The sequence below is a fragment of the Sciscionella sediminilitoris genome, assembly GCF_000737195.2.
In the GTDB taxonomy this organism is placed as follows: Bacteria; Actinomycetota; Actinomycetes; order Mycobacteriales; family Pseudonocardiaceae; genus Sciscionella; species Sciscionella sediminilitoris.
In genome coordinates this window covers 1-215 of record NZ_JALM01000217.1, presented here as the reverse complement: position 1 = coordinate 215, position 215 = coordinate 1, and the positions used below count along the sequence as shown (strand labels likewise).

The window sequence follows — 215 nt, the reverse complement described above, 5'->3', positions numbered from 1 at the left end:
GGTTCCCCGAGCCGCTGGCCCCGGACGTGGCCGCGCGCCGTTCCGGGATCGAGCCGGTCAGCGCCCCGGAGGCGGCGGCAGCGGCACGGGAACTCGACGAGGACCACGATCTCGTAATCGTCGAAGGGGCGGGCGGGCTGCTCGTGCGGTTCGACGACACCGGGGCCACGCTCGCCGACGTGGCCTGGGCGCTCGGGGCCCCCACACTGATCGTG

Annotated in this window: 1 protein-coding gene; it reads left to right on the top strand. The window is 75.3% G+C overall.

The features are described 5' to 3' along the window. Nucleotides 1-215, top strand: a 215-nt coding sequence (gene bioD / locus AD72_RS35215; RefSeq protein WP_031470981.1) for an ATP-dependent dethiobiotin synthetase BioD, incomplete at both ends; no start/stop codon positions are given.